The organism is Pedobacter rhizosphaerae (genome assembly GCF_900111155.1).
GTDB lineage: Bacteria > Bacteroidota > Bacteroidia > Sphingobacteriales > Sphingobacteriaceae > Pedobacter > Pedobacter rhizosphaerae.
Window position 1 is genome coordinate 73665 of record NZ_FOGG01000007.1, and the last position, 22855, is coordinate 96519.

At 34.9% G+C, this 22855-nt stretch carries 23 protein-coding genes; all 23 read right to left on the reverse strand.

All coding sequences use genetic code 11. The annotated features are described in order from the left end of the window. Position 1 precedes the first annotated feature (1 nt). Genes BMX11_RS07510 through BMX11_RS07620 form a run of 23 tightly spaced genes read right to left on the reverse strand, consistent with a single transcriptional unit; the run spans position 2 to position 22807 of the window. Positions 2 to 847, reverse strand: coding sequence for a glycosyltransferase family 2 protein (locus BMX11_RS07510; RefSeq protein WP_090883063.1), 846 nt, complete (start codon positions 845 to 847; stop codon positions 2 to 4). Positions 848 to 901: 54 nt separating this feature from the next. After that, positions 902 to 2113, reverse strand: a complete 1212-nt coding sequence (locus tag BMX11_RS07515) for an XrtY-associated glycosyltransferase XYAG1 (protein WP_090883065.1) — start codon at positions 2111 to 2113, stop codon at positions 902 to 904. Continuing rightward, positions 2091 to 3494 carry a hypothetical protein gene (locus BMX11_RS07520; protein ID WP_090883067.1) on the reverse strand — a complete coding sequence of 468 codons (1404 nt, stop codon included), beginning with the start codon at positions 3492 to 3494 and terminating at the stop codon, positions 2091 to 2093. Before BMX11_RS07520 ends, BMX11_RS07515 begins: the two co-directional genes overlap by 23 nt. A 14-nt stretch (positions 3495 to 3508) precedes the next feature. Further along, positions 3509 to 4612, reverse strand: a complete 1104-nt coding sequence (locus BMX11_RS07525; protein WP_175474503.1) for a glycosyltransferase — start codon at positions 4610 to 4612, stop codon at positions 3509 to 3511. Continuing rightward, entirely contained in the window at positions 4605 to 5780 is a 1176-nt protein-coding gene (locus tag BMX11_RS07530; protein ID WP_090883071.1) for a glycosyltransferase family 4 protein, read from the reverse strand. Before BMX11_RS07530 ends, BMX11_RS07525 begins: the two co-directional genes overlap by 8 nt. Further along, positions 5777 to 6853 (reverse strand): acyltransferase family protein, encoded by a 1077-nt coding sequence (locus tag BMX11_RS07535; RefSeq protein WP_090883074.1) that lies wholly within the window; start codon positions 6851 to 6853, stop codon positions 5777 to 5779. The genes BMX11_RS07530 and BMX11_RS07535 overlap by 4 nt, the downstream gene beginning before the upstream one ends. Further along, complete coding sequence (locus BMX11_RS07540) at positions 6850 to 8130, reverse strand: glycosyltransferase (protein WP_090883075.1); 1281 nt, start codon at positions 8128 to 8130, stop codon at positions 6850 to 6852. Before BMX11_RS07540 ends, BMX11_RS07535 begins: the two co-directional genes overlap by 4 nt. Further along, positions 8127 to 9350: a glycosyltransferase family protein gene (locus tag BMX11_RS07545; RefSeq protein WP_090883077.1), complete on the reverse strand. Its 1224-nt coding sequence runs from the start codon at positions 9348 to 9350 to the stop codon at positions 8127 to 8129. Before BMX11_RS07545 ends, BMX11_RS07540 begins: the two co-directional genes overlap by 4 nt. Continuing rightward, positions 9338 to 10051 (reverse strand): FkbM family methyltransferase, encoded by a 714-nt coding sequence (locus BMX11_RS07550; RefSeq protein WP_090883079.1) that lies wholly within the window; start codon positions 10049 to 10051, stop codon positions 9338 to 9340. Before BMX11_RS07550 ends, BMX11_RS07545 begins: the two co-directional genes overlap by 13 nt. After that, positions 10045 to 11076 (reverse strand): glycosyltransferase family 4 protein, encoded by a 1032-nt coding sequence (locus tag BMX11_RS07555; protein ID WP_090883081.1) that lies wholly within the window; start codon positions 11074 to 11076, stop codon positions 10045 to 10047. The genes BMX11_RS07550 and BMX11_RS07555 overlap by 7 nt, the downstream gene beginning before the upstream one ends. Further along, complete coding sequence (locus BMX11_RS07560; protein ID WP_090883083.1) at positions 11066 to 12028, reverse strand: glycosyltransferase family 2 protein; 963 nt, start codon at positions 12026 to 12028, stop codon at positions 11066 to 11068. Before BMX11_RS07560 ends, BMX11_RS07555 begins: the two co-directional genes overlap by 11 nt. After that, positions 12025 to 12987 (reverse strand): glycosyltransferase family 2 protein, encoded by a 963-nt coding sequence (locus BMX11_RS07565; RefSeq protein WP_090883086.1) that lies wholly within the window; start codon positions 12985 to 12987, stop codon positions 12025 to 12027. Before BMX11_RS07565 ends, BMX11_RS07560 begins: the two co-directional genes overlap by 4 nt. After that, positions 12977 to 13912, reverse strand: coding sequence for a glycosyltransferase family 2 protein (locus tag BMX11_RS07570; protein ID WP_090883088.1), 936 nt, complete (start codon positions 13910 to 13912; stop codon positions 12977 to 12979). Before BMX11_RS07570 ends, BMX11_RS07565 begins: the two co-directional genes overlap by 11 nt. Beyond that, entirely contained in the window at positions 13909 to 15222 is a 1314-nt protein-coding gene (locus BMX11_RS07575; RefSeq protein ID WP_090883090.1) for a glycosyltransferase family 4 protein, read from the reverse strand. The genes BMX11_RS07570 and BMX11_RS07575 overlap by 4 nt, the downstream gene beginning before the upstream one ends. Then, entirely contained in the window at positions 15219 to 15881 is a 663-nt protein-coding gene (locus BMX11_RS07580; RefSeq protein WP_090883092.1) for a glycosyltransferase family 25 protein, read from the reverse strand. Before BMX11_RS07580 ends, BMX11_RS07575 begins: the two co-directional genes overlap by 4 nt. After that, positions 15882 to 16802, reverse strand: a complete 921-nt coding sequence (locus BMX11_RS07585; protein ID WP_139180145.1) for a hypothetical protein — start codon at positions 16800 to 16802, stop codon at positions 15882 to 15884. It lies immediately after the preceding gene. A gap of 4 nt (positions 16803 to 16806) precedes the next feature. After that, complete coding sequence (locus BMX11_RS07590) at positions 16807 to 17661, reverse strand: glycosyltransferase (protein WP_090883096.1); 855 nt, start codon at positions 17659 to 17661, stop codon at positions 16807 to 16809. 4 nt (positions 17662 to 17665) lie between these two features. Next, positions 17666 to 18409, reverse strand: a complete 744-nt coding sequence (locus tag BMX11_RS07595; RefSeq protein ID WP_090883098.1) for a glycosyltransferase family 2 protein — start codon at positions 18407 to 18409, stop codon at positions 17666 to 17668. A 1-nt stretch (position 18410) separates the two neighbouring features. Beyond that, positions 18411 to 19229 carry a glycosyltransferase gene (locus BMX11_RS07600; RefSeq protein WP_245738607.1) on the reverse strand — a complete coding sequence of 273 codons (819 nt, stop codon included), beginning with the start codon at positions 19227 to 19229 and terminating at the stop codon, positions 18411 to 18413. 47 nt (positions 19230 to 19276) lie between these two features. After that, positions 19277 to 20143, reverse strand: a complete 867-nt coding sequence (locus BMX11_RS07605) for a glycosyltransferase family 2 protein (RefSeq protein WP_090883102.1) — start codon at positions 20141 to 20143, stop codon at positions 19277 to 19279. Next, a complete protein-coding gene (locus tag BMX11_RS07610) occupies positions 20119 to 20832 on the reverse strand; it encodes a class I SAM-dependent methyltransferase (protein WP_090883104.1) in 714 nt (237 codons plus the stop codon). The genes BMX11_RS07605 and BMX11_RS07610 overlap by 25 nt, the downstream gene beginning before the upstream one ends. Further along, positions 20811 to 22064 carry an ABC transporter ATP-binding protein gene (locus BMX11_RS07615; RefSeq protein WP_245738608.1) on the reverse strand — a complete coding sequence of 418 codons (1254 nt, stop codon included), beginning with the start codon at positions 22062 to 22064 and terminating at the stop codon, positions 20811 to 20813. The genes BMX11_RS07610 and BMX11_RS07615 overlap by 22 nt, the downstream gene beginning before the upstream one ends. Further along, positions 22061 to 22807 (reverse strand): FkbM family methyltransferase, encoded by a 747-nt coding sequence (locus BMX11_RS07620; protein ID WP_175474504.1) that lies wholly within the window; start codon positions 22805 to 22807, stop codon positions 22061 to 22063. Before BMX11_RS07620 ends, BMX11_RS07615 begins: the two co-directional genes overlap by 4 nt. Positions 22808 to 22855: the final 48 nt, after the last annotated feature.

Below are 22855 nucleotides of genomic sequence, written 5' to 3' on the forward strand. Positions count from 1 at the left end.
ATCATTTTAAGTTATGTTTCTTTCTTAGTTCATATATTTTAGCATCAATTAGCAGACGGAACCATAGGCCTTGTAAGGTGTGAAAAATTAAACCTTCCTTACCATCTAAAAAACCTAAACGAAGAAAATAGCGGATGAAAAAGTATATGAAGGCGCGCAAGAATAAAGGTGAACGTTCATACATCGATTTAATATATCTTCTCTGCTCTATCGGGTTTCCACTACGCTTTGGTGTGATAACATTTTCTAATTTTAGGTTTTCGAAGTGGTCTACAGCCTCCAGATCAGACCATTTATTGTGCCTCTCTGTGAAAGTTTTAAGTGAACTGGTTAATATATCAATTACATCGCCTTTCAGTTGTATCAGTTTTCCTTCTACAACAAAATGCTGATCATATAGCTTATGTTCACAATATCCAAAATCTTTTCTAAATAAAACACAGTGGTAGGTGGGATAGTGTCCACCATATTTAATCCATCTATCCATAAAAATAGTCCTCCTACTGGTCAAAAAACCTGTGGTTTGAATTGGAATTTCCTGGTTAAATACAATTCTCAATTCTGCAGTAAGTTCTTGTGAAATTCGATGGTCTGCATCAACATTCAAGACCCAATCTGTTCCAATAGGCAGGTGCTTAAGTGCCCAGTTTCTTTGCAGACTATAATTCTCAAAAGCATGGTGGATAATCTTAACCTGATACTGTTTTGCTATGGATAGGGTTTGGTCTGTGGAGCCTGAATCAACAATAAATACCTGTTTTGAAATGGGTAATACACTCTCCAAACAAGCCTTAATATTATCTTCCTCATTAAAAGTTAGAATGATTGTTGTAATTGGGTTGAGCATAAATGGGATGGTAATGATGCTATAAATATAACGCTAATGGTTTGTATTGCTTATTTATATCTGTGATACTTGTTTATAGAGCGTTAAATATTCAGACTTTAATTCAATTGTACTAAATTTTTTTGAGATCAGTTTAGGGCCATTTGTTCTGATCTCTTCTCTGAGCTTCAAATTATGAAAAGATTCTTGCAATATAGGTGCAATTTCTTGGGCATTAAGCGAACAAATCCATCCTAAGTTTTCTCGTTTAACATAATCTGCCAAACCAACCTGATCGGAAATTAATACAGGCGTACCTACACTGAGACTTTCAATAACAACGTTGGCGAAACTCTCGCTCTGAGAGAGCAGCACAGTGAGATCATTTTTTCTGAGAATGTCGAACTTCTGTTGGTTATCAACTTGTCCTAACCAAGTTATTTTTTTATCAATATTGAGCCTTTCTGCAAGGCGTTTCAGGGTTTCCAGGTACTCAAAATCACCAGATCCGGCTATTGTTAAAGTCCAATTGATTTGAAGCAGAGCAAGAGATTCAAATAGCAAATCCAAACCCTTAATCGGGTTAACCCTGGATAAAAATACCAATCTAAAAATCGAATGCGTATCTATTTGAGGGGCGTTTACTGTTTTGGGTAGATGAATTACATTAGGAATAATAATAATATTTTGATGTGCCATTACACTTAGTATATCCTCTTTCTCTTTTTCGCTTGTTGCGTGAAGCGTACAGCCATTTAATAATTTCTTACCCAATAATCTATGGATAATTATTTTCAATGTAAAACTTCCGTGCGTAAGTGTATGGTTGCTCAACATTCCTCTTGGTGAAACGATTACAGGTAAGTTATGCCATTTCGCAACAATACAGCTAAGGAGAGAAACTAAATTCCACCAGGCGTGAACATGAATAACTATTTTTGAATGCCGCCTTTTAGCTTGTAGAATAACTTTTCTTAAATGGAGAAGTAATGCCGGGGAAAAATGGCTATGATCTTTTGTCCATCTCTTAAAATATGTCACCCCAACATTATTTACCAGCCTGTGTTCATTAACTGGGATATCTAATTCATTTTTTCCATTTGCCGTGGTAGTAATTACCTCCAAGTTTAATTTTAGAGGAGAAATTCCATCGGATAGGAGGTCCTTATCAACAAGGATTTCACAAAGCTTACTTACAGATTGTGTTGGCCCCCCATAAACAAATGCTGGTTTATAGGCCGGAGTTACATGTATAATATCCAGTTTACTGTCTGATGTATTGATCAATTCTTTTAGCTAAAAATTTGTTTATCAATAAATAAATGATAAAAAAGGTAATTAAACTGCCTACAATCTTATCTAATGCAAACTCGAAAGTACTAATCTGAAAAAATAAAGGGATTACTAAACAAATGCCCCAAATGTCATTGTAGGAATGATTAATGATATATTTAAACATAAAGCCAATCAACAGTCCGAATAAAAATAGGGGCAGAAGCATCATTGGAAAACCAAAATCAACATAGGTTTCTGCTACGTAGCCCATACTAATGGAAGTACCTTGTTCATTTCCTGCAAAGCCCAAGCCAGTATACATCATGGTTTTTTCTGAGTCATTTATGGCTGTTTTTCCAGGAAAGAAGAGCCTTGGCATAAGTACACGTTTAATGGCATCCAGCCATAATCGTCCATGTGTATGTGGCCTCGAAATGGGCACATAAGAAATTGATGCAGAAAAAATATCGATATAGGATATTCGGTCAATTAATGCGGTAACTGCATCCTGATATTTATCCTGATTAATGGCATTTCCTAACTCAAATGCTTTGGTTAATGCATCGTTTCTGGATACAGATACGATCTGAGCCTGTTCTCCTCCAGATAGATAGGATCTGTAATCGGGTTTTATAAATTGCCACACCACCAGCATATTAAACAATATAACCCCGGCAAAGAGCATAAAAGAGTATTCCTTCTTGGTCAATTTCTCATTAATAAATAAGTAGAGTATGAAGCCAATAATGAAAAACTCTTTAAAAGCACTGAAATAACCTGTAAAACTTAAGACAATCTCGGCTGAAACAATGAGTAAAAATTTTTGCTTCATTTGTGAGGCATCCTTGAAGGTGACTAAAAAGAATAATACAAAAATAGACCATTTAAGATCTAAAAGTTTTATAATTAATTGTTGAAGTCCTCCAAACCTCCCAGCTACACCTAGTAGTAGCGGATAGAGTATAATTGAGCAGAGGTAGGTGAACATTATTTTCTTCTTATCGTATTCATTTGATTTACTTTCTAATAAACCAAAAGAAATAATTTTTGATTTTCGTGTGGCCAGATTTATTCCTAAACTGATAACCAATAATGCAGTTAAACTAAAATAGAACGCTGGTTTGATTTGGTAAGGATTGCTAAATAAATTTTCAAATGGAACAAAAATGACGGAAGCATACAGGATCTTAATACATATCTGTACCCACTGAAGTAAAATGCCCACAAATAAAATCGGAACTTCTCCTTTTTTCCAAAGCAATTTGGCAGCTATTGGAACAAATACAATAGCGCAGAAGGTAGGAAGAGGATTAACGCTAAATAGGCTCAGCACTAAAAGAATAAGGATTAAGCTTAATAATGTTGGCCCAATTTTGATAGAATTTTTAAACAATTTGAAGTATTATTTTAATTGTATATGATTTGCAATAGTTTGAATGCCTGTGTTTTGATGTTGAAATCGCTAATAATTTTCTGGTAATTATTCTCGGTGTAGTAGCTATTTTTTGTTGGGTTATCTGCTATTAATCTTAGTTTATCTTTTAAATCATTTACGTTGCCAGATTGAAATAATAAACCAGTATGCTGATCTTCAATAATTTCAGCAGGCCCACCTGAATTGGTTGCCAGTACTAAAACGTTTCTGATTCCTGCTTCAATTATAACCATTCCAAAGGGTTCTGAAGATATAGTAGGAACAACTATTACATTTAGATCTTGATAGATTTCATCTAAATTAGCTTTAAATCCTATCCATGTAATGTAAGTTTCAATTCCTATATTCTTGGAGATGTTTTGGAGTTTATTTTTGTAAAAGTCATCACCTACTCCAAAAATTTTCAGTTCAAACTTAATACTATTGTCTTTTTTCAGTTCTGCTAAAGCAGAAAATAATAACTCGTGTCCTTTATGAGCAGACACTTGTCCAACTATTCCTATTTTTAATATTTCAAAATTACGAGTGATATTCGTTTGGTCTTTCGGCAGTATACCATTGTATAAGGTTTGTATTTTTTCAGGATTTACTCCGCATTGGATCAAATTTCTGGCAACAGTGTTAGAGACAGCTATAAATTGGATAATTTTATTTTGAATAAACTTAAAAATCAACTTATTATATTTACTTGGCGTAATATAATCATGTGCATGATAAATGTGCTTAGTTCTAACAAAGGCACCAACCATAAAAATGGTTCTGAAAGAGGTATGGTAGCATACATCAGGCCTAAATTGACTAATAATTTTTTTTATATGTCTTAAGGCAGGGGGAAAATGCCACAGTGTATCTAAGGACCATCTGATGTTTTTTGGATAGATAAAACCAAGCTTTATACTGGAGTAGGGTATATTTAAGGATTCTAGGCGCTCATTAAACTCCCCATTTCCCCAGGCATTGGTAATGCAATAAATTTCTACTCCAAGATCTTTTAACGCTTCAAGATAGGCAAGAGTGACAATTTCTACTCCGGCAATGATGTGTCCACCACAGAAAACTAAAATCCTTTTAGGCATGCGGTAAACGTTCAAGTTCATTCATAAATGAGGTTACTTGCGTCTCAAATGACCATTCTTTAATGATTTTACGGGATGCGCCTCCCATGTTAGGGAGCATGTTTTTATTTGAAGTTATTTGCTTTAATTGTAAAGTTAGCTGGGCTTTATCCTTAAAAATGTAACCATTCTCTGTATTTTTAATTAAATCTGCAGCGCAGCCCACCTGATTTGAAACTATAATAGCTTTACCTGCAGCCATGGCTTCGTTAACTGCTAAACCCCAGGTTTCGCTTTGTGAAGGTAAGCAGAATAGATCGCTTGCCTGATAACAAACAGGCATTTCACTTTGATTTTGAAAATCTAAGAAATGGATGCGTTCTCCAATTGTATTATTTTTCAACATCAGATCATTAACCGCTGTTTTCAGTTGATTTTCAAGTGGCCCGTTACCGACCAATAACAAATGCACATCCTTATTGTTGGCCTCTATAAAGGCATCAAGTAACAGTTGGGGATTTTTTCTGGGCTCGAATTTCCCTGCAAATAAAATCAAAATTGCATCCTCCAGAATTCCAAGTTCCTTTCGAAGCGAAGTAGCCTGGTAACTTTTATCTTCAGCAAAACGATTATTGTCTACAGCATGTGGAGCAAATACAAGCTGACTTTCTTTAAGCCCATACTCCAAAAAATATGCTTTGCTTGCTGTACCTACGTAAAATGCCTTATCAATATTTTTATAAATCTGCCGAAGAAATATTTTTCTTAACGTCTTTTTCCATAAAGACATATCATTCAGAAGGGTAGAGTCTCCCCGGAACCATACCGGAATTTTTCCTTTATAATGACGAAGGACTTTTAAATGGCTTTTATACGCCCAACCGTAAACGAGTATGGCATGAGGAGAAAAGGTATTGATTTTATCAATAATATCTGGATTCTGGATACCCAAAAATTGGTGTGATCCGGGATCTTTTGCTACATTATTTAAAAATGTATATGAATAGCCTTCCAAAAGCGGAATATCCCATGCAATCTCTTTTTGGAAATCCTGATCAAATTTTTGTCCTTCCGCAGCGCTACCCCAGGTATAAAAAACATGCAGTTCGCAATGCTGTGCAAGTGTTTTAAAAACAGGAGAAAAATACTGGATAGGGTGGGTAATAATGATGGCTAGCCTTTTCTTCATTTCTTGCTTCTTAAAAATGGCTTTTCCAGATAATGGTAACTGATAAAAGATATAGGAAATAATATTAAAAGCGATGTTGTAAATGTAGAAAATACCTGGACAATGGGATAGGAAGGATAGCTTGCAAAATATTGGGCTATAAAAATGATAGCCAAACCATGCCATAAATAAAAGCTATAAGATAACTTTCCAAGATAAGCCAGCCCCGTAAATTTGAAAAAATTAGATAACCATTTCTGATGCAAGCCCCAATAGAGTATTGCTGCAAATCCCAGGCCCATAATAGAAAACCCCAACCATTTAAAAACACTTCCATAGGTTAGGAACAAATCTAAAATGTTTTTAGAAATGAGAAAGCGACCAGCATATACTATAAATAACAGTGGAAAAATTAATAACATATTTATATTTTTCTGCTTTTGGTCATTCATAAATAATCTTCCAGCCAACATCCCAAATGCAAATTCAAAAAACCTGAATATAATTTGATCTGTGAAAAGTGAGGTACTTGATGGAAGAAAAAAAGTAACTATTAAGGGAATGATTATGAAAATACCTGAAAACAATAGGAAAGCGGTTCTGAAATTTTTTAAGTTCTGAAAGAAAGTAAAAATAGGAAATAGCAAATAGTATTGCCATTCCAGACTTAAAGTCCAAAATAAACCAGCACTATTGTATTTACTTAAAATATTATTGAGATAAAAAATACTGGTAAAAGCACTTTCCACTATCGGAAAATCTTTATTCTTTAAGTATGCCATTAATATGTATAGAACAGAGGCAACATAGAATGCGGGAGATAACCTTACCCATCTTTTTATTAAGAATTTCTTTACAGAAAAAGACTTAGTTCCATAATTGGTATACATGATAAAGCCGCTAATGACAAAGAAGAGGTCTACACCGTTACCACCAATTGCCAGAATTTTTGAAAAATCAATGCCAAACAAATTAATTTGAGGATTTCCAAATGAAGACCAACAATGAATGTACAATACGCCAATTGCTGCTAATGCCCGAAAGCCATCCAAGGCAATAATTCTATCGTTTTTTGCTATACTAGCTTGTTTCAACTGACTGCCTGATTAAATAAAACACATTGTTCTTGAGTAAGCGACTTGGCGGAGTAGGCAGAAAAATTTTCCCAGTTTGTTTGACTACTTATGTTGGATTGCTGGACTATACTGTCCAGAAAATCTGAAACCACAGCTTCAGATTGATTATTATCCGAAATATTTGCAAGACTACCAGCATTACAATCACGGATAATAGTAGCAGCACTACTTTTAAGATTAAAAATGGCCAAAAGAGGTTTCTTAGAGAGAATATAGGGATATATTTTGCTTGCCGTATAACCTGGATCATCTGAGCCTAGTATAATCAGCCCATCTGCATTATTCAGATAAGATAAAGTCTCAAAATAAGGAATTCTATCTGTTTGTTCGTGAACATATTCCGATATTCCAATGGTATCTGCTATAGGTTTAATGGTTGATAGGCCTGTTCCCTTTGGTGCATAGCTGGTGCCAATAAAATAAAACTTAATGGAGCTAAATAAATCAGGTCTTTCAGCTAAACGGGAGCTAAAGGCATTAAATAAAAGCATCGCAGCTTGTTTAAGATCGTGCCCTCCACGGCCCACATATACCAGGTTTATAGAATTATCGGTTAGCAAAGGAGTAGCGAGGGTTTTTTTATTTGCTTCTGCTATTTCTAAATCTTTAACTGCTGCAGGAAAAGTGATCACAGCCACCGGGATTTTCTTTACTTCGGGATATCGGTGCACTAGTACTTTTATATATTCGTCCGATACACTTATTATCCCGCTAACAGCAGCCATAGCGATAGGCTCGAGATATTTATTTAATCTATACGAAAACCAATATTTTGGTGGGCGCTCTGCCTTTGGTTTATTTTGATAATACTCAGTATGCCAGGGATCTTGCATATCAATAATATAGGGTATATTAAATTTTCTTTTCCAATGGCTACCTAAAGCACAGAGAGGAAACTCTGTTGTAGAGAAAAAGATAAGATCGAAGTGTTCCTTTTTTAACAATTGGTCTACATATCTCTTGTAGAAGAAATATGACCTCAAGGCAAGGCTACCCAAACCCACTTTGCTTGTCCATTTTTTAGGAAAAGCTTTTACCAAGTGGATTTTTATATGTTTTGGAATACTTTCGAGCATTAAGGGGTCATCTACCATCTCGTAGTAACGATGATCTACACATACTACGGTAGGTAACCAACCATTTTCTTCGTAATAAGGTAAGCTTAATCTTACCCGATGCATATCCGCCGCATTTTTCGGGGCAAAGTGTGGCGAAATAATCAAGAGCTTTTTCAATCCTTTAAGGTAAGTTTAATGATTGATAAGAATTTCTGCTGTTCTACATTCCAGTTTAACGCTTGTTGGCCAAGTTCAAAGCTGTTTGTTTTATGCTTGTTCAAAAGAATTCTATTGTCATGGTACTTTTCAAAAGCCTTGAGTAGTGATATCACATTTTTTTTCCTGAATAACAAACCTATATTAGGATGTTCATTAAGCAGGTATTCTTGAGCAACAGTGTCACTGGCGATAATTGCTAAACCAGATTGGATATAGGTGAAAATTTTATTGCTTAGCGCAAGTTCATTATTGATAGAAAAACCTGTTTCGGTAGCTAGGCCGATGTCAAAATTACTTGAAAAATGGCTGATATCCGATTGAACAATTGGTTTATGGATATAGATTTGACTATGGCTAAAGATTGCCTTTGTGTAACAGCTGGCCAGGAATCCTGGCTGCTCATTACCTAATAAGTGCAACTCAAATGGAAAATGAAATAAGTTTAATGCTTCAATAATGGTTTCTATGCCCCGGTTTGGGCCTATTGTTTGCGAGAACCAAAATAATTTTAGGGGCCTTTCGGAATTAGTCAGAGCAGATTGATCCGTTTTGGGAAATACATTGAGGATTACCGGGACTTCCTTCCTGAAAATTTGAGTGTACTTTTTTGATATCTCAGGGCTAGAGCTGGTTAAATAATTTACCTGGGGGATGTATTTGTCTTCGATGTAAGTTTTAAGGCGTACGTCAAAGTCGGTTAATAAGTTTGATAATTCATATCTGTGAAAATCTTCTGCATCAAACCCAACCTTTGCCTTATTTCTTTTGGCAGCCTTTACTGCTATAGGTAAGGCTGCAAGGTTGTGGGCAATATAAAGATCAGCCTTGATGGAGATGGCAGACTTTAAAAGTGAAAAATAGCATCTTCCAATAGCTAGTTCTGCTATTCCAGATCTTAGACTTACCTTTTTTGCAAACAGGTAAGCAAACTTATGAATGAGTCTGGTAATATGATAAAGCCTCTTTGTGGTAGTTGGGTTTCCTCCCGATTCTACTGCCCGCCACTCGCTATTTTCTAGTAAAGCTTTGTCTTTATCTGTAGCCCATTTACTCAGGTATTGGTAAATTACAGTCACCTTATAACCTGCTTTAACCAGGCTGTCAGCCTCTTTTACTAACCTTGGATTAGTTGTAGGCTGGCCAGATGTAATTAAAACAATGTGCTTTATACGATCCACTTCGTGCTACTTCTATTCAGGAAGTTTTTAGTCACAAAAATAAAATCTGATTGATACAAGGCACCATCTAATGGCCTTCGAATCATAGAACAAATGTCGTATAGATAAAAACCTTTTTCTTTCATGAAAACCATTACCTCATCCACCAATGGGCTATTGATGTAAATGTTGAGCAAGGAAACTTCCAATAGCACTACGTCAGCTTTTTGAAGTAACTGGACTGCGCCTTTAAGTATTTCTAACTCATAGCCTTGCGTATCGATTTTTAATAAAACAGAACCTTCAATAGGCTTTTGAGCCATTATAGTATCCAGCGTTGTTAATTTCCTGGTTTCAATTTCAGCGTTTGTAATATTATTTTCGCTTAGAACAGAACTCGCAGTTTCATACTTATTAAATATAACTTCCTGTTGCGTAGCCCCCAATAATGCGATTTGGTAAGCAAATTGGGGTACAGATTTACATACGCTTTCCAAGATAGGCTCCTTCTCCGTTTGACCCTCTATCATCAGAATATCTGCTGAAGGAAAGATTTTGTTTATTTCTTTTGACCAATTTCCCTCGTAGGCACCTATATCTAATATAAACCGGGGAGCAAAGCCAAGCTTTTTCATGTTTTTAAAACTACTGAACATATCAGGAACACCAAGTTTTTCCTTTAAATAGTCTTTTATTGCTTTTGGAATTAACTGTGCTAGCATGTTGGTTGATGAAGTTTTTTTAGATACAAATTGATGTACTGATCTACTATTTGTTTGCTATTGAATTGTTGCAATGCAGTTTGGTAAACTTTTGCTCTGGGTAGTGATTTTATTCTATCTACCTGATTAACCATTTCTTCCGCAGTGTTGCAGATAAAACCAGTAATATTTTCTTGTATTACCTCCGGTACTGATCCCCTTTTTAATCCGATTACAGGTGTTCCGCAAGCCATAGCTTCAACCATCACAATTCCGAAAGGTTCATTCCAAAGAATAGGCATTAGCAAAGCCGAGGCATTTCTTAGCAGGTTGTTTTTTTGCTGATCATTTACACTCCCCACATATTGGATTTTTTCTGAGAGTTGGGGTTCAATGTGATCTTTAAAATATTTTAATTCACCATCTGGGATATTACCTGCAATGATGAGCTTCTTATTACTTTTTAATGCCACCTCAATAGCAACGTGGACCCCTTTTATATGTTCTAATCTTCCTAAAAATACCAATGGTGCATCCTCATCGACTTCGAAATTAGGATTGTAGGTTTTGATTGGAAAGCCATTGTAAATGGTTACGACATCAGCTATGGGCTTAATCTGGTTGGAAATATAATTGCTGCATCCGGTAAAACTCAATGTATTTTTTTTACTCAGGCTTACGGCCTTTTTAATCTGAGCTAGAGTAGGCTCTCTTTGGTAAGACATAATTTTGGGTGTGCTCGATCTTAAGAAGGGAAGGAGGTAAGCTAAACGGCCGAAATTATGGATGATATCAGGTTTGAATTTTCTCAGTTTGCTGATGGTTATGGTATTGTATATATGTTTTAGCTTACTGCCTTGATCTGAAAACGGAATAATTGGAACTGGCGCAGTCGAATCATGATGAGCGACGAGAATGACTTCATGGCCTTCTTCCAATAAATGATTAATTAAGAAATCGATGATCCGCTCAATGCCACCATATCCAGTGGGGGGAATGGGGATATAGGGATCTGCAACTATTGCAATGCGTAACTTATCTTGCATTAATTCTATTTTTTAACTTTTTGGTGAGTTTCCAACCTATAATCTTATCTAAGATACCCGTAATTCCGCTATTATTTGGAGTGTACTTTTTCCCGGTAAGGACCTTTACTTGATTAATGCCGTACTGGTAAAAACTCATATTACTACCATAAAAGTGATAGACCCAGCCCCTCCAATAATTAGCTAATGCCAATTTAACCCGTGAACTATTCTCCTGTGTTAATAGCAATGTTGTAGTTGCGCATAATGCCTCAAAAGCAGATTTTAAAGCTTTTGGACCTGCAAAATTTGATAGAGAGCTATTTACATCACGTCTGTAAAAAGTGGTAGTATTTGGATTATAAATAATCAGCTCAGCCTTTAACAGCAATCGGGGGAAAAAATCAAAATCATCAATTAAGGAGAGCTTTTCAGTCCATAATCCAGATTTTTCGATCATTTCTCTAGGAATAAGGAACATGCCACATTGGGTAAGGTTTAAGCCTTTAGCATTATCGGCCATTAACCAATCGATAGGAGGTAAGGTTTGCCTAACTGCAGATGGATTTTCTCTCGTATTATTAATATCGTTGTTATAAAACTCCTTAAGTTCACAAGCAATGATTGATTGAGGATTTATTTTTGCCAGTTCTAGTTGAGTTTCCAAATAGTTATCACTCACTAAATCATCACTGTCAAAAAAAATAACATACAGACCCGAACTGATATTAAATGCACTGTTTCTGGCCGCCGCCGCACCCCTGTTCTTTTCCAGGTCGATTATTTTTATTCGGTTATCTAAGTGTTCATAGTTTTTCAATATTTTTAAGCTATCATCCGATGAATGATCATTCGCAACGATAAGTTCAAAATGTTGATATGTTTGCCTTAAAAAACAATCGAGGGTTTCTGAAATGTATTTTTCTGCATTATAGCAGGGTATACAAATGGAAATTAAAGGATTGCTGGTCATTGTTTAATCTGAAAATCCTTTAATCTTTTTGTTAGTTTCCAGCCTAGAATAAAGGCTATTGTTTGACTGAAACCACTATGATTAGGTTTGAACTTCTTTCCTGTAAGTGTAATTATTTGATTGTTTGCTTCCTCAAAAAGATCCTGAGTTTTAGGATAAAAATGATAGGCCCATAAAGACCAATAATTGCCTAATACTTGCCGAGATCTTTCTGAGTCTTCAATAGCTAGTATTTTAGCTGTGGTAAGTCTAAGTGCCTCGAAGGCTGATTTTAATGCTTTTACACTTAAGATGTTCGATAGAGAATTTAAAGTACCACTTCGATAATATACTTTAGCTTCTTCTGTGAACAGAATTTCATCGGCGGCTAACAAAACTCGCGGGAAAAATTCAAAATCGTTGATCAAGGAAAGGGCCTCATTCCATAAGCCAGTTTTATCTAAAATAGACCTTGGTATTAAAAACATGGCACATTGCATCATTCCTAACCCTTTTCCGTTATCTATAAGTAACCAATCTATAGGGGTTAAATTTGCCCAGTTTGCCAATTTTTCTTCCAGAGAATTTTCGATGTTGTTATTGTAGAATCTTTTAACTTGACCCGCGGCAATACAATTTTTAGTCTTTTCAAGTGCCAATACCTGTAACTCAATATGAGTTTCGTTAATTAAGTCATCAGCATCCAGAAACTTAATATATTCGCCCTTAGCACTTTTGAAGGCAACGTTTGCGGCATAACACTGCCCTTTATTTTCCTGCTTAATTAAATTTATGCTAATATGCGATGTTTCTATCTGTTTTAAGATCAATAAAACACTATTGTCAGTAGAACCATCATCTACAATGATAATTTCTATATTCGGGTAGGTTTGTTTAATGATACTTTCTATCGTTTTATTGATATAAAGTGCAGCATTATAACAAGGTATACAAATAGAAACTAAAGGATTATTGCTCACTGCGAAGTTGTGGTTTTAATAACCTGATGTTAAACTCCCTAAGTTGATGTGCAAACATTGGGAAAAAAGTACAGATCAGGTTAAAAAACTTGTTCCCTGATGCAGGAGCCTTACTTTGCAACTTCCTGGCCCCAATAATATTTTTTCTGGTTAAAGTCCAATCTTTATATTGAGCAGATAGTTGTGCATTTTTCCAAAAGCACTCTGCTATTTCTGTAGGGTAACGATGGCCCAATGCATTTGCTAGCTCAACGCTAACATGGTAATACGCCTGGGCACATTTTAACATATTTGAGGCCGACATACTTTGAGCATATCTGTAATTAATGCAGGTAATAATTGGTTCGTAATCAAATCGTAATTGATGGAGTAAGGCCCGTGTATAAAATGCCCGATCCTCATTATATAAAACTTCTGTATTTTGGTTAAACCCTCCAATGGAAAGGAAGCTTAATTTTTTACAAATGGCAAAGTTGACTATTTTATTAACAATTACGAATTTGGAAGTGTCATCTAACAAGTCATTGCGGTTAAAATTAGCACTTCCAATAGGTTCATTTGAATTGAAATCTATGTAGTTATAATTTAAAAGAATAATATCTGGGGCAGATTCACTATTTATCCATTTATGTGCCACCTGGGTAAAATTAGGTAATAGCTCATCATCTGCATCATGAAAATGTAACCAGTCAGATTGTGCTACAGCAGCCAATTGATTTTTGCCAAAGGCACATCCTTTATTGACTCGACCAGTAATTACCTTTGCACCATATTTTACTGCTACTTCCCGGGTATTATCTGTACTGCAATCGTCATAAACTAATATCTCATTAAAAGGGATTGATTGATTATTTGCCGACTCTAATAGGCGTGGCAAGCACCAGGCAGCATTAAAGGCAGGAATACATAAAGCAATTGAACTCATATTTTCTTCCTGATTCTTTTAATTACGTAGGTAATTAATTTCTTTAAAGGTTGTTTATCCAGAAGCTCATCTAACTGATACTTTATTTCGGAAGGTTCAAATAATGCCATTTGATAATCGTTGGCAATGGTTGGAGTAAATTGGGTGCTCGCTTTTTTATATTCTAATAAATTTACTTTAATCAATGCTAAAGGGCATAATTTGCTATTCAGCGTTTGCCTGGCATTCATCACAATTCTATCGTGTTCGGTTTTACTTAGAGATTGTACTTTTCGAATACAGTCTGCTAAGGCATGGTAGTCATCTTTGCTATATTTGAACCCATTTACACCATCTTCAATGATTTCTGAAACACCTGCTCCATCAGAACAAATTAACGCTGTCCCTGCATTTAGATACTCTAATCCGGTAAAATTGTACATATCCCAGGTAGAAGGGATGACAGCAAATTTTGCATTCTTCTGAATTGTATGCAAATCTTTATACTGAATAGGCTTGTATGGAGCTATTTTCGTTCCCCAAATTGTTGGAAATTCTGCTTTAAGCTGCGTTGATTTGGAGTTCTGATGATCATAATTAGTATCCTTTCCATACCATTTGATCAAAATATTTTCATCGCCCAATACTTTTAGGGCTTTACATAAAATATCTGGTCCTTTCCATTGCTGTATTCGCGCGCAAACCACTCCAAAAGGCTCTTTTTCTTCAAATGAAATGGAATCCGTTTTGGTTGAAAAGACTGGAGAAATTAAGGTGATATCTTGCTGAAGTATATTTTTCCAGAAAAGTTGATTAGCCGTACTATGGGTAATTAACTGATCTGCATGTTGGAGTAAATTTAATTCGGTATGTCTAAACAAATCACCTAATAAGCCCTCTTTAAGATGGGGTTCAGACATTTCAATTTGTCCTGCGCTGCCATGTAATCTGGCGATTACAGGTTTTTGATGGTTAACTATCCATGGAATAAAGCCCAGTCCAAAATCTGTACACTCTATAATGTCGAATCCCTCTCCTCGATTTGTCTGTTCCCACATAGCCCAGGCCGCAGCAATATTTTTTTTATATTCTGGAATTAAATCAAACTTGCTGAATTTTTCCAGTTGATTTTGATATAGTTTGGGTTTTAGGTATTCTATACTTATTCCATTTAAATCATGCTCTTCTTCTGATTGGGTATATCCACTACCTACAATTACTTTTATTTCCTGTACATAAGGTTTTAGCGCTTCGATATAGTGAAGGTAATACGTAGATATGCCACCACCAGAATGAGGATAATATTCGGGAAGGATGAAGAGGATTTTCAAATCAGTTTTTTGATAAATTGACTTATTTTTAGGTAAAATTTCCCCAGAAATGTACCGGTATAGTTTACATTTTTATTTAAGATGTCACTGTATCCTTTTCTCTGAACAGCGGAAGCTTTAGTAAAGCCATAAACTTTAAGTTGAGGATGTAATTCAGCAATTACAGAGTCTACGGATCTTTTATCTTCTTCTATTTTTCTGATCAGCGTAGATAAGCATCGGGAGTTAATTGCAACGGCATGAAGAGCCAATGTGTTTTGCAATCGCAAGATATGGCTTGTAACTGGTTTGGGCTCTAAAAAGTTGAATCCTCCAAAATAAATCATGTCATAGTCATCTCCAACTAGCGAAATGACCTCATTTAAATCTGAAATAAATTGCTTTTTGATGATAACGTCATCTTCGAGAACTAAAATTTTTTTATACCCTTTTTTTATAGCCTCAGAATAAATTGATAAATGGCTCATTCGACAACCGAGCGCTCCTTTCGAAAACTGCCATTCTTTATCGTCCAGATTATTACCATCTACAGCATTAAAGACAGTAATATTATCTGTGCCTAAATATTTATAATTGGATTTAAATTTTTCTCTACGCTCGTTTCTTTTCTCTAAACTAATACAATAAATTTTATCAAAGTGGGTATTCAGCTTGATCATTTAGAAATGATTTAATAATGCTTTAGAGAGTTTTTGGGGATCTCTATTTGTGCTTAAGTAGTTTCTTATAGTATTTATATCGTGCTCGTAATCACTTTGAAGCCAGTTGAAAATTATTTTTGTTGTATCAAAAGTGAGTTCCGAAACTTTTGGAAGCTTAAAAATTCCTGATATTTCCTGAAGGCTTGTAGGAGCTTCTCCAAAAGGTAAGCAGCCTGCATAAGCACATTCCTGAAACTTTAATAATTCTATTTTGCATCTGGAACCACACAATAACATGAATTTATATTTAGCGAGGTATTTTACATATTCATCGCCAATAACGTTATGTTGTCTGCTTTTGTTACCAATTTCGGCATAACCAGGGTGCTTTAGTGTATCATAAAAAAAACGGCTTATCGAACGTCTACTTGCCGACCAGATGGAATTCCTTACAGGATAGATAGTTGAGTTAACAGCACCGCTGATTAATATTTTGTTCTTACGTTTACTAAAGTGGTTAAGGGCTAACTCCTGAGTTTTTAAATAAGCGTAGGGGACATGTATAATCGGTTGAGCTAAATATTTACAAAGGTATGCGGTAAACTCCTTTGGTTCATAAACGGTTAATAGCCTAACATTTTTATTTTGGACAATTTGCTTTAGCCATTGATAGTAGTAATGATTTTTATGTTCGAAGTAGGGGTCTACAATTTTTACGATAAATTGTATGTCTGAATTATTGGAGATAATTTTTGTGAATTGTTCACATTCGGCTAGCGAGATTCTGTTGTCAATAACGTATAGGTGATCGCTTGAAAATAGAGTATGAGTTTTGTCTGTATAAATATCCCAACCCATTGCTTCTGCATAACCTGGACCCGCATCTCTACAAATCAGTTTCTGGTAATCTAATGATGATGAAAGAATATACTTAATCACTCTATTATGGAGTTAATAATCTTTTTAGGATAGATAAATTAGCGCGATGAAAAGGCCTTTTAATAAATAACTTTAGGACATAACGATAGCAAATGCCTGTGTGTTTTTTTAATTTAATCAATGTGTTTGCTAGTTGATTGATGTCATCAATTTCTCTCGCATTTAATAATTCTTCGTGGGTACTATTGCTAATAACTGGCAATTCATTTTGCCATTTTTCAATCACAATAAGTTGATTTTTAAGCCATTCCAGTGTATTTCCCCCCGAACTCAGGTGCTCCAATAGTATGTCATACACAACAACAACCTTTCCTAATTTGCCCATTGCCAAACTGAAATCAATGTCGTAACCATGAAAACCCTTTAAATTCTGTTCGTCAAAAGGCTGTTTCTGCCAATTATTTTTTGTCGTAGCTAGGAACATCCCATCCAGCGTGGCCACTTCACTCTCATCTTCCTGATCTGGGTTATGATAATAATGAAGTTTTGAACCATCTTTAAAACATTGAATTTGGTTTATTCTATTGGTCTCTGTAACGCTTGAATAAACCCCAGATGCGTATTTAGTCTTGACTGTATTACCCAAAATCCCCACTAGAGATACCTTTTTACTCTTTAAATGTAATGCTAAATTTTCATCCCAGCCAGAGGTTAGTAACCTGATATCTTCATGTATAAAACACAGGTTTTGGTATTTACTTTGTTTTGCACCAATATTGTAGGCTTCACATATGCTATATTTGTTATCTCTATTGTCAATGGAGATAATTTCATAAGGAAGAGTGGTTGTCCCAGCTATACTTGTTGAAAATTCTTTTAAATATTCAGGATTAACGGAGCATGTGATAATAGAGGTCATTTATCTATCGGAATATCCTTTTTATGAGCTTATCTGCCCATCTATGGAATCTGTTTTTGTACCCCCATTTATTTTCAAAGACCTTCCTTTGAGCATAGGTCATTTCATTTCTTTTGTCGTCCAATATCTCATGCGATTGATTGCCAATGTGTAAAACCCTTGACGATTTGATTAGCGCATGTTTCACTTCATATTTTTTTAGTGTTAGTTCGTAATCGTTATCAGCATACCAGAATTTAAATTTTTCATCTAGTTCGCCAATAATGTTAAAAATATCTCTTCTTACAAAAATGAACCAACCTGTAAGAATACCAAATGTGTTTGGATATTCTATATTGCTCATTACATTCGGGCCATTTCTGACTTCTTCACGATAATCGAAATTTTCGCAGAATGCATTTGCAGAATATAGTGTTTGATCCTTTTCAAACTCTTCGAGTAAACTTTCTGCCCAGCCATTACTAAATATTAAATCGTTATTGGCTAAACACACATATTGGCCATGCGTATGTTTGATGCCAATATTTAAAAACTTATTGAAACCAAAATCTTCTGTTGGATATAAAGTTGTAGTGTTAGGAAACTGATATGGAGCTATGGCTTTGTTAGACTCTATAACAACTATATTGAAATTAATTTGCGAAGTTTTGTTACTGGATAATAGAGAATTTACCGTGGCTATAGTTAAATCTGTTAAGGTTTTGTTTTTTGCATTACTTAATATTACAACGTCAATTGTTAACAGCATTCTAGTATAATATCTTCTTTAAAGATTTGAAAATATAATAGGGGGTTTTGATATGGAAGTAGTGCCTTTCTAGAACCATCAGTAAAACTTTCTTCCATGTTTTTTTATTTAAAGTATGATTTTTTGAACATATCCAGATAAATTCTTCCAATGTAGTAAACTCAGCTTTAATCTTGATCTGCCGTGGAATAATATGTGCATATACCGGTAATTCCCTTTTCCATTTTTGATGAAATAGCATTGAATGTTTGATATAGTCTAAGTTCATTGAGCCTCCAGAGAAATGGGATATTAATATGTCATTAACAGTAATAACTTTCATACCTGTTCTATAAATTTGTAAAGCAAGGTCGGCATCGTAAAAGTGAAAACCTTTGAAATTGACTTCATCAAATCGTATTTTACTAAACATCTTTTTTCTTACGCAAAACCAACATCCATCAAAAGAAACTATTTCATTAGACTCAGTAATTTGATTAATCTGATTTATATATGATAATTTATCTTTATTCTTATCTCCTTGAAGTAAATAAATATTTAAAATTTTAGAACTAAACCAGGAACCAGGAAAAAATGAATGAAATGGGCTTCCTGCAACTGCAATAGCCCCAACTTTTGGGTTTTTGAAATGTGAAATGACCTTTCTTCCCCAATTTTTGCTATTGTAGGTAATGTCATCATGCATAAAGCAAACAATTTCAAATTTTGCTTTACTCACCCCAATGTTATAAGCCTGAGTTATTGAATACTGATTATTTTCGTTATTAATGACAATAATCTCATGATCCACACCAACAGTATCTTGAATATTACTCTCCAAATTGGAGTCGATTGTGGATATTCTTGAGCAAATGATTACTGAAATCATTACGTAAAGGGCTTACGAATTTTTAATAGGACATTAACTAGCGTATTACCTATTTTATAACTTTTCGAATTGAGTAAATTTGTGTTTAATGTTTGATATTCAAGAAGTTTATTATATAGCCTTTTAATTACAACACTGGTAAAAATATTTGACTGAGATTCTGGTAGTAAATTGCGAATGAGATTTACAGCTTCAATTGTATAATCATTTAGCAATTTCTTGTCTTTTGTCATATTATTGTCATGAATCCTGTAGGTTGCCAGATCTTTGTCAATGAATATGGGTTTGGGATTTTTTAAAAATGTTTGAATCCAAAAGAGCCAATCTTCTTTGGCTTTTAAGGTTTCGTTAAACAATGGAATGATTTCACGTCTGAAAATGGCACAATGTATTGGTATAGTGAATTCTTCATCCCACTTGTATAAGATAGATTCAAAATTAAGTCTAAATTGTCCCAGCAAATTACTGGAGGATACTCTTTGGCCAGAGGAGTGAAGAAATAATCTGAAGTTAGTAACAATTAAGTCATATGATTGATTTTCTAAAACTGTGCTTAATTTATTTTCCGCAATGAGATCGTCGGCATCTAAAAATTGAATCCATTCTCCAGTTGCATTAATAATACCGATATTTCTGGCACTAGATAGTCCACCGTTACTTTTTTTTAGATATTTAAATCTTTTATCTTTGTTTAGCCATTGATGAATAATTTTTTCTGTATTATCAATAGATCCATCATTTACCATAATACATTCCCAATCTTGAAATGATTGCCTGTAAACTGACTCTAAAGTGTAATGCAGATATTTTTCCTGATTATAACAAGGGATTATAATAGAAATTAAAGGTTTTTTTGAAAGAGCCATAGTTGATAAATTTCTATCATATTTTCATGTCCCTCTTGATTTACTGATATTCTTCTAAGTTCCTTTTTCTTAAATCCGTTTTCTTCGAAAAGAGCTTGTAGATCTTTTTCCGTTAACCAATCCTCAATGGGCTGAGAAGGATCAGTATTAGCTGACCAAAGTGCTTGAGCCTCTTTTCTAGGAGTTGTAATAATTACATGACCATTTTTCTTTGTTAATCGTTCAATTTGTGAAATGAATTGAGGTTTCCTTTTATATGCAATATGTTCGATAACCTCTGAGCATACTATAATATCAAATTTGTCCGCTAATCCATCACTGAGAAGAGATGTCGTTGTTCCATGAGATATTTGTAACTCTGGAAAAAGTTTTTGTGCATACCTAACAACTGCCTCAACTGGCTCGACACCCACAGTAGGACCGTATTTTGATAATAAATGCGTGAGCCAACCTCTTCCACAACCTAAATCTAGAATTTGAGGATTACTAATTTTAACTTTGCATATCTGGATAAACTCTTTGATAATTTCCCATCTTTCTTTCTCCTCAGCGTTTGGCTCAGTTTTATTCCAATTTGGATTTTTTGTAAATAAATAGGTATAATAATTCTCTTCATCGGTTACTCCTGCTTTTCTTAAAGGGAGCAATATTTTTTTTATGATGTAAGTTAAATTTTTTCGTATTCCCATGCAATATTATCTAAGAATAGTTTATTAATACTTGGATCTAGTGGATGATTTGTCTTATTTATATATGAATTACTCACAGTAAAGGAAACAGCATTTTCAATTATTTCTAAGTCGATAATTGAGTTTCCTAGAAAAATATCGATATTATAGTTCCCGTCTATTAAGTTGATATTTTTTATTTTTACATTGATAACGCCTTGTTTTAAAGGTGTTTCATGTATCGGTTGGCTCTGGTAGTGACGGTTATTAACACCAATTAATGACGTTCCAAATGAATCTTTGATAACTAAACCAAGAGTGATGTTAGATATGGGGATGTCCATTTGAAAGAAAGTACTAATGATTATGGAACTACCGTAATTGATATCATTATGTTCAGAAGTTATCTTTATTTTCTTTATTATACCAATGCCTGTATATTCTGTTCCTGATGATAAGGAAGCTATACGATTATATTCAATTATTGTTTTTGAAGTATTCGCATATAATTTAACCTGGCCATTTTCTAAAAGCAGAGCATTAGAGCAAAGCTTTGCGATACTCCCCATATTATGGCTCACAAACAACACCGTTCTCCCTTCGCCTTTACTCACTTCGCCCATTTTACCCAAACATTTCTTTTGAAACTCTGCATCACCCACCGCCAGTACTTCGTCTACGATAAGTATTTCAGATTCCAGGTGTGCGGCCACAGCGAAAGCCAGCCGCACATACATGCCAGATGAATACCGTTTAACCGGGGTGTCTAAATAGCGTTCTATCCCTGCGAAATCTACAATTTCTTCTAGTTTGCGCTGAATTTCTTTTTTACGCATACCCAGGATTGCCCCATTTAAAAAGATATTTTCGCGTCCGCTTAATTCGGGGTGGAAGCCTGTTCCTACTTCGAGTAAACTGGCAATACGGCCTTTTCCGGTAATTTTCCCTGTAGTAGGGGCGGTAACTTTACTGAGGATTTTGAGCAAGGTACTTTTGCCCGCACCATTTCGGCCGATGATTCCAACTGCATCTCCCTGCTCTATTTCGAAATTGATATCCTTTAAACTCCAAACGATATCGCTGCTGCCTTTTGAACTGCGATCGTTGGCTTCACCTATCCTTAAAAAAGGGTCTTCCTTTCCACGAATACGGGCATACCAACGTTCCAGATCCCTGCTAATGGTACCAGTTCCGATTTGCCCAAGCTGGTAAGCTTTACTGATGTCTTCTGCCCTGATGGCTACGTTGCTCATTTTTTGATGCCTATTGTTAATTCGCCTGCCTCAAAGAGGATGAAACCATAATTTTTCAAAATCTGATTAATGGTTTCCCGGATATTGAACTCATCATGTATTTCCAGTGCAATTACCCTGGTAACGGTTAAAAAACTAAGATCGCTGGAGGATTCATTGAAAATAAAACGTTCTGCACCTTCAATGTCGATTTTTAACACATCAATGTGGTTTTTGTTATGCTGTTTAAGAATGTTATGAATGGTAATGCCTTCTATTTGTGTTGAGGTAATGTCTTTATTTTCTTCTTTATAGCTTTTAGACCAATCGTCGCCGCCCCTGAAAGCATTATCTTCTATTAAAGGGGCACATTTGTTCCATACAGCTGCATTAATGAGTGTAACTTTAGCAAGTGTTGCTGTATTTAGCGATAGTTGTGCGAAGTTTTTTCGATCTGGCTCCAGACAAATCACTTCTGCATTGGGGAAGAATTTCTTAAAGTACAAGGTCGTTAAGCCTATATTTGCTCCAAGATCTAAAATTACTGTCGGTTCAACCTGGTTTAGCTGAAGCGTTTTTACCAGGGATTTATATTCCTGATATTGAAAAATTTGCTTGAAGACGTTCCAGTCACTGCCCTTACTCCTTAAGGTAAAGTCAAAATCAGCATTTTTTACCTTGAAACCTTGTTGGTCTTTAACAATAGAGAATTTATCCCTTTTAATAAATTCCTGCTCTTTGTAATAATTGAATAAACCCTTCATTATTACTGTGCATTTGTTTTTTAGTGGCTTGAACATTTTTTCAGATGA